Source organism: Actinophytocola algeriensis, from assembly GCF_014203735.1.
Lineage (GTDB): Bacteria > Actinomycetota > Actinomycetes > Mycobacteriales > Pseudonocardiaceae > Actinophytocola > Actinophytocola algeriensis.
Genome location: NZ_JACHJQ010000020.1, coordinates 1 through 7,138 on the forward strand (window position 1 = coordinate 1; position 7,138 = coordinate 7,138).

Here is a 7,138-nt window from a genome sequence, read left to right on the forward strand (position 1 = left end):
CACCTGGTCCATGTCGGGGCTGAGCCAGCGGGTCACCTCGGGGTGCCCGTAGACGTCCAGCGCGGCCTGGGCGTCCTCGACGTGCCAGGGTCTCAGCGTCAGCCGCTCGGTGGTGAGTTCTTGGGTGGTGGAGATCGGTGGGTTTGAGTTCGTGCGCATGTCAGTGCTCTTCTGCGATATCCGCTGTCGACCCGAGGTGTCCGGAGTGGACGGTCAGTTGTCGCGCAGGGCGCGCTTCGCGAGCAGGTGCCGGGCGCGTTCGGCGGTGGATGGCTGGCTCAGCAGGTCGTAGCGGCGGGCGACCAGCTGGCTGTGCGACAGGAAGTTCCGTTGCCCTCGCGCCGAGGCATATCTGACCGCGGCCATGGCCACGCCGAACACCACTCCGAAGATCAGACCCATCATGATCGGCAGCAGGCCGGCGCCCGCGGTGAACAGGCTCAGCAGCAGGCCGACGAACAGGCCGAGCCACGCGCCCGAGGCCGCCCCGGTGACCAGTACGCGCTGCCAGGTCAGGTGCGTGTCGACCCGCTCGACGAGCATCGGGTCGATACCGACGATCGTCATACCCCGAACCGGGAAGTCGTTGTCGGCCAGGTGATCGACAGCCTGCTGTGCTTCCTTGTAGGTGTCGTAGGAGCTGATCGGCCAGCCATCCGGCAACGTCGGTAGTCGCGTCGTGGCCTGAGTTCGCGTGAATGCCTTTGTCATGTCGGCCTCACTGTCTGGGACACGATTCATGCCCTCTACCTGTAACAACGCTGGTTCGGGCTGGATGGTGCCGCATTCCGGACATTCACGGCCGACTCTCGGCACACCGGTCAGGCCGGGTGCCAGGCGGTGTTGCGGACGTAGCCGCCCTCGGCCTCCCAGCGCTGCTCCGGTCTGGCCTCCGTCGCTCCCGGCCGGATCATGCCGGCGGCAGCGCGCTTCTGGGGTGGCACGCCGTTGCTGGCCAGGATGTCCGCGACGGTGGCGGTGCTGTCCGAGTCTGCGGCGGATCGCAGTACCGCCCTGGCCACACCACCTGGCGTGGGTGGCGGCACGACCAGCAGACTCACTCGGCGGCCGTTCGTCCCGATCGCGGTCACGGTGTGGCGGTCTATCGTGTGGACGCCCTCGTACCGGACCATCCGGCCATCCACGGTCTGCTTGCGTGGAGCAGGCTCCCAGAGGTCGAGGTTGTAGGTGATGCGCCCGACCGGGCCGACCCAGGGGTGCAGTGCCGAGACCAGTTCGGGAAACGCGGTTGTCGGCTCGAGCGACCGTGGCCGCCAGCCCCCGTCGACACTGCCGGTGGCGGCGCCGGCGGGTTTCATCTCCAGCCGTGGTTCATGGTGTGTCATGTCGTCCTTGCCTCCGTTTCGTGTCGGAGTGGGGCGCCGACGTCACGCAGGTGGCGTAGGACGTACTGGTAGGAGCGCAGGAGCCCGCATTGGGCGTAGTCGATGCGGTTGCGGTCGCAGAAGTCCTGGACGAGTACCTGGGCCCGGCGCAGGTTGGGGCGTGGCATGGTGGGAAACAGGTGGTGCTCGATCTGGTAGTTGAGTCCGCCCAGGAGGAAGTCCACCCATCGGCCGCCGGACACGTTCCGGGAGGTCAGGACCTGGCGGCGCAGGTAGTCCAGCTGGTGAGCTGGGGGCAGGGTCGGCATGCCCTTGTGATTGGGCGCGAACGAACATCCCATGTAGACACCCCACAGGCCCTGGTGCACGGCGATGAACACCAGCCCGGTCAGTGGCGACAGCACGGTGAACACGGCGGTCAGGTAAGCCGCCAGGTGCGCGATCAGCAGGCCCGCTTCGAGCCCGCGCGACCTGCCGCCACGGTTCTCGTCCCGGTGCCACACGTGCTTGATGCTCGACCAGTGCAGGTTCAGCCCTTCGAGCAGCAGCAGGGGGAAGAACAGGGCGGCTTGGTGCTTGGCCATCCAGCGCAGGAACCCGCGCTTGCTCCGCCCTTGGTCACGGGTGAAGGCCAACGCGGGGATGTCGAGGTCCGGATCGTCGTCCTCGTGGTTGGGATTGGCGTGATGCCGGGTGTGCTTACCCACCCACCAGTCGTAACTGAGCCCGACCAGCCCACCGTGCAGATAGCCCACGGTGTCGTTGCCGCGGCGGCTCCGGAAGATCTGCTTGTGACCGGCGTCGTGGCCGATGAACGCGAGCTGGGTGAACATGACGGCGAAGAACACCGCCATGAGTAGCTGCCACCACGAGTCACCGATCGCCACGAACGCCACCCAGCCGGCGGCGAACACGGCCAGGTTCCCCATGATCCGGGCCAGGTAGTAGAGCCGCCGCCGGTCGAGCAGGCCGGCACGCCGAACCTCCCGCGACAACGTCGCGAAATCAGCGCCCTCGCTCCGCCGCGTCAGAGTCACAAAAGTCATCGTCGCTTCACACCCCGGGGGTTGTTTCGGGTCTGCTCGTCCCGAGCACACAAAGCGCCGTCGACCTAACCGCGCAGGTGAACACCTTCGGTCACGCCCACTACTCGCCGCGGCCCAGAACCTCCGCCGGAGTCTGGGGCGGCTTGTGTCTGGGATTCCCGTGGCCCATCGCTCCCAAACGTGCACGGATCTTGCTCGATCGGACTCGCGGAGCGTCAGCCATCGTTCAGGATGTGCCGAGATGCCGTCCTGCCGGTCATGTGTGAGGTTGCGCTCCGGGCCTCGGTTTCGAGCCCTTGCGGACTTGCTGGTCGCCGAGCGTGCCGTCGATGATCTGTGCGGCGACGTCGCTGAGGCGGCGGTTGTGGCTGCGGGCGTAGGCGCGCATCACCTGGAAGGCTTCGTCCATGCCCAGGCCGGTGCGTTGGGCGAGGACGCCTTTGGCTTGTTCGAGTTGGACGCGGCTGCTCAGGGCGGCCTGCAGCTGGGTGGCGAGGTGTTCGCTGGCGGCGATGGCGCGTTCCTGGATCAGGCCGACGGTGGCGACGTCGGCCATGGCCTGGCCGACCCTCAGATCGGCCGGGCTGAGCTGGCCGGGTTCGAGCCGGAACAGGTTCAGCGCGCCGATGGTCTCGGCGCGTAGGCGCATCGGGAGTGCCTGTGCGGAGTGGAACCCGAGCCCCTGCAGTTCCTTGGTGAAGGCCGGCCAGGACGATCTCATCGCGGACTGGTCATCGCGTGCCACGGGGCGTCCGGTCCGGTAGCAGTCCAGGCAGGGGCCTTCGTTGTTCTGTAGTTCGTAGAGTTCCAGCAGGCGGGCTTCCTCGGTGGAGGAGGCCATCACGTGCAGGCCGCCGTGTGCGTCGGCGAGCATGATGCCCGCGGCGTCGGCATCGAGTAGTTCGACGCTTCGGGTGGCCAGGGTGTGGAGGAAGTCGATGACATCGAAGTCGGCCACCAGGGTGTCGGCCAGGCTGACGAAGGTGCTGGCGAGGAGTTGTTCTCGGCTCGTCATGAGCCCACCGCCTGTGTCTCGTTGGGGGTCATGATCGATCCTGCCGCGTGGCGCCGGGTCCTTCTTCGTCGAAGAGCAGGCGTCGGTTGACCACGTCGGCGGCGACGGCCGGGACTGTCTGTCCCGTAGCGTACGCGTGGGCGCGTAACCGCAGCATTGCCTCGGCGAGGTCGACACCGAGTTGGATCGTGATCATCCCGGTCGCTTGGTGGACTACGGCCTGGCTGTCGATCGGTCCCGTCAGCGCTGCGCTCTCACCGTGCCTGTTGTGGTCCTGCAGATCCAGGATCACGACGGTCGCGGCGTCGGCGAACGCCAGTGCGTCGGCGAGCTCGGGGGTGGTGAGCGGTCCTGGGGTGTCGCGGTAGAGGTCGAGGACACCGACGCGGATGGCGCCGGCCCGCAGCGGGAACGCGAAGATGGCGCGCACCCCGGCGTCGAGAACGGCGGCCCCGAACCGCGGCCACCGCGCCGGCCCGACCACCGCGAGGTCGGATTCGAGTACCAGGCGCCCACTGCTGGACGCCTCCACACAGGGTCCCTCACCAAGGGTGAACTGCAGTTCTTCCAACTGCCGGGCACGCCCGTCGGTGGCCGCGAGCACCACCCCGCTGGGTCCGTGGACGGTCATCAGGGCCATCCCGACACCACTGACCGACAACGCCGACAGGCATTCCGCGCACAACCGGGCCGGCGGCGCGACCTGGCCACCTCCGCCGTCGGCGATCATCGACAGGATCTCGGCCACTCGGGGATTGCGCACGGAGGTCATCCGTCCGGTCCGCAGCCGGCGCGCAACAGGGCGTGGGTGAGGTCGGGGCTGATGTCGAACAGGCTGTCCAGGCCGGTGATCGTCAGTGGCAGCAGCACCGGGCGAGTAGACGCGATCAGGCAGAGCGTCACGCCCGCCGCCATGGCCGCGTCTCTGGCGTTCACGAGGACGGTGAGACCCGCGGCGGCGAAGAACCCCACCCCGGTGAGATCGACGATCACGTACGGGACGGTGCCCCGCACGTGCGGAAGCAGATGGTCCGTCAGCTGCGTACTGGTGAGCATGTCCACCTCGCCACGCACCATGAGCACGACAGCGGCGGGCGGGGCCGGACGCGCGGTGACGGTCAACAGCTGTCCAGCCGAGTACAGGTGTGGCTGTGCGGTGGCTGCGGCTGGGGGACGGTCAGTCGTCACGGCCGGGAGAACGGTGGTCACGGTCTCATCTCCTCGTGTCGGGCATCGTTGTGCGGTGTCGGGTGGTGACGCCGGTGATCGTGGTGAACCCGTCACCGCCGAGCGCCCCAGACACCGCGCCCGCGGCTGGACCTACGACTGGAGCCGCGGCCTCTGTTGGTGATCGCGTAGTAGATCCCCAGCAGGACGACGGACCCCACGATGGCGATGAGCCAGGTGGAGAGGTCGAAGAAACGGCCGGTCGATGTGATGCCGAACAACTCCGCGGCCGCCCAGCCGCCGGCCAACGCCCCGGCGATGCCGATCAGGATCGTGACGACGACGCCGTGTTTCGCCCGACTACCCAGCAGGTACTTGGCGATGATGCCGGCGATCAGACCGAGGACGAGCCAACCGATGACACTCATGCTCATGACGACTCCTTGGTGCGCTGGAGCGCGAACTGGTTCCGGTGATCCGGCCGGAATCGCTTCCGGGCAGCTCGTCCTCGGATACTCGAAGAAACGTCGCGAATGGACCGAAGGCTGAGAGGAAGCGGAATCCCCGGGCTGCGCGGACGCCCAGGCAGGCCGTACGCGGGTGTCAGGTGGGATGGCTCGGGAGAACATGCGCGCGATTTCCTTGGCGCGTCGAAAAGCGCGACATGTTCTTCGCCAAGGTCCGGGGCGATGCCCGAGCGCACCGGTCCCCGCCCCGTCGAACCACGATGGACTCGACCGATCGCTGCGACCAGGTGCACCATCAGCCTAGACCCTCACGCTACCGCCGAACAGGCGCCTGCGAGACCAGCACCACCGACCGCGACATCACGGGGTTCGCAGCCGGCGTCGCGTGACCGCTGGGTGCCCCTGGTACTACGCGAGCCGGCTCCGCGTGGAGGTGTCCGGCCAAGAGACGGAGAGTCTGTCCGCCGCGGTGCACGGCGTCACGCTGGTCGTTGCGGGGGAGGACCTGACGCCGTTCCTGACCGGGCTTGGGGGCAGTTCGCTGGCTGGGATGGCGTACGGACTTGGCGGAACCTCGACGGTGACATCGAGGTCTGGGCACGGCATGTCACGGGCGGCTATGTGGATCTTGAATGCCAGCTCGACGTAGCGCGGCTCTTCTTCAGCCTGCCCGCCAGCGATGGATTCGTCCTGGCTGGCGGCGCAGCTAGCGTGCATAAACGTTGCGGGACCTGGGCATCGTTTCAACGGGTAGCGCTAGGCTGGCGCGGTGCTGTTGTTCATAGCGATCTTCGCGCCCTTTGTTGTGTTGTTCTTGGTGTTTGTTGTGCTGTTTCTTGTTGTGCGGACAAGCAATCGGGTTGCGGCAATCCAACGTCACCAGTTCGAGGAGTTTGCGCAGCTGAGGCGTGCGATCACCGAGCTTCGACACTCGGCATCTGGCATGGAGCGCGACGACCACGCAGCTGGTCTGCCGGCGATCGGTGCGTCAGTGCGCGTGTTGCAGGTCGGTGAGGAGGTAGAGATCATCGACGGGCCCCACGTGGGTAAGCACGGAAAGATCGTTCCGTCCCCGGACTGGGCCCGCGAAGGAGTCATCAACGTCGAGGTGACCGGGATCGAGGGCCCGCGGCTTATGGACGTGTCCAAGGTGGCCCGATGGAACGAGGCTGGTCGCGCGTAGATCGGCGTGGCTGGGGACAAGGCGTCTCTGGCACCCTAGCGTCGCGCCAGAGGTGTTGGTCGCGGGCGGCGGCCGTGAGCGGAGCGGCGCTTCGGAGCACGGACGACATATCCCCACTCGAGATCATGGGCTGCAAGGTCGTCCAACACCTCATCGACGAAGCGGTGGACGCGTTCGACAAAGCGGAGACGGCCGCGGAGGAAGCGGATCGCCGAGTCCTACCGCTACCTCGATGGCGGCAGAAGCTCTGGCTGCTGTGGCAGTCAGTCTCCCGACGTTTGTGAAACCTGTTGGGCTGTATGGACTTGCTGTGTGTCCGGGCTGGACGGCCTGCTCGACGCCACCGCGTTCGCCCAGTGGTCCGCCGCGTTCCGGCTCGTCGAATGCGCCGCCGCCGTCACGCTGTTCGCTGCGGCCACGCTCGGCCTGCTGGAACGCGCCGAGACCGACGCCGCATCCTGTCATTTTGGCGCCTGCCCCGCCTCGGTAGAGCTATTGTCAATACCTGTGGATCAAGATGGTTAGGCGGCGGTTGAAGTGGTTCGCTCGTCGGGTCGTTCGACCAGTTTGCCGTTGACGAATGCCGCGCCGGAGCGCACCAACGCGTCCAGGTGAGGCGCGTTCACCGCCCGCCAGCGGGCCCGGAACCGCGCGGCCACCACACACCGGGCCTGGCGGGCTTGCGGACCTTGCTGCCGGCCCCGGTGCGCACGATGGGCGCGTTCGCAAGTGGCCCGGCTACTCGGTTCTGCGGAGGGTTCGCGAGCTCCTGATGGTCACGTGGCTGTCTCAGAACGCGGCCACAGGTTCGCGCGCCACGGCCGAGGTTGAGAAGAGAGTCCAGACCCTGCGTACGGGAGCGTCGCGACGCGACTGGGCACTGTTCTAGGTGTGATGTCTCACGTGGCCGGTGC

General features: G+C 67.2%; 9 protein-coding genes and 1 pseudogene. 3 read left to right on the forward strand and 7 right to left on the reverse strand.

Annotated elements, in window-relative coordinates; genetic code table 11:
* Positions 1–213 precede the first annotated feature (213 nt).
* From FHR82_RS45055 to FHR82_RS45085, 7 genes are all read right to left on the reverse strand, one after another.
* A complete protein-coding gene (locus tag FHR82_RS45055) occupies positions 214–711 on the reverse strand; it encodes a YflT domain-containing protein (RefSeq protein ID WP_184816860.1) in 498 nt (165 codons plus the stop codon).
* 110 nt (positions 712–821) lie between these two features.
* Positions 822–1,346 (reverse strand): DUF5994 family protein, encoded by a 525-nt coding sequence (locus tag FHR82_RS45060; RefSeq protein WP_184816861.1) that lies wholly within the window; start codon positions 1,344–1,346, stop codon positions 822–824.
* Positions 1,343–2,392, reverse strand: a complete 1,050-nt coding sequence (locus FHR82_RS45065) for a fatty acid desaturase family protein (RefSeq protein WP_184816862.1) — start codon at positions 2,390–2,392, stop codon at positions 1,343–1,345. Before FHR82_RS45065 ends, FHR82_RS45060 begins: the two co-directional genes overlap by 4 nt.
* 256 nt (positions 2,393–2,648) lie before the next feature.
* Positions 2,649–3,407 (reverse strand): GAF and ANTAR domain-containing protein, encoded by a 759-nt coding sequence (locus tag FHR82_RS45070; protein ID WP_184816863.1) that lies wholly within the window; start codon positions 3,405–3,407, stop codon positions 2,649–2,651.
* Positions 3,408–3,435: 28 nt separating this feature from the next.
* The gene (locus FHR82_RS45075; protein ID WP_184816864.1) at positions 3,436–4,170 is read right to left on the reverse strand and encodes a GAF and ANTAR domain-containing protein; all 735 of its coding nucleotides are present in this window, start codon (positions 4,168–4,170) and stop codon (positions 3,436–3,438) included.
* A gap of 5 nt (positions 4,171–4,175) precedes the next feature.
* Positions 4,176–4,616 (reverse strand): STAS domain-containing protein, encoded by a 441-nt coding sequence (locus FHR82_RS45080; RefSeq protein WP_184816865.1) that lies wholly within the window; start codon positions 4,614–4,616, stop codon positions 4,176–4,178.
* Positions 4,617–4,687: 71 nt separating this feature from the next.
* Positions 4,688–5,002, reverse strand: coding sequence for a GlsB/YeaQ/YmgE family stress response membrane protein (locus tag FHR82_RS45085; protein ID WP_184816866.1), 315 nt, complete (start codon positions 5,000–5,002; stop codon positions 4,688–4,690).
* A 261-nt stretch (positions 5,003–5,263) separates the two neighbouring features.
* On the opposite strand from FHR82_RS45085, the pseudogene FHR82_RS48250 reads away from it, so the two are divergent.
* From FHR82_RS48250 to FHR82_RS45095, 3 genes and pseudogenes are all read left to right on the forward strand, one after another.
* Positions 5,264–5,674, forward strand: a pseudogene (locus FHR82_RS48250) (DUF6228 family protein); the annotation flags it as partial.
* Positions 5,675–5,810: 136 nt separating this feature from the next.
* Positions 5,811–6,224 carry a KOW motif-containing protein gene (locus FHR82_RS47210; RefSeq protein ID WP_184816867.1) on the forward strand — a complete coding sequence of 138 codons (414 nt, stop codon included), beginning with the start codon at positions 5,811–5,813 and terminating at the stop codon, positions 6,222–6,224.
* 312 nt (positions 6,225–6,536) lie between these two features.
* On the forward strand, positions 6,537–6,749 hold the full coding sequence (locus tag FHR82_RS45095) for a hypothetical protein (RefSeq protein ID WP_184816868.1): 213 nt from the start codon (positions 6,537–6,539) through the stop codon (positions 6,747–6,749).
* Positions 6,750–7,138 lie beyond the last annotated feature (389 nt).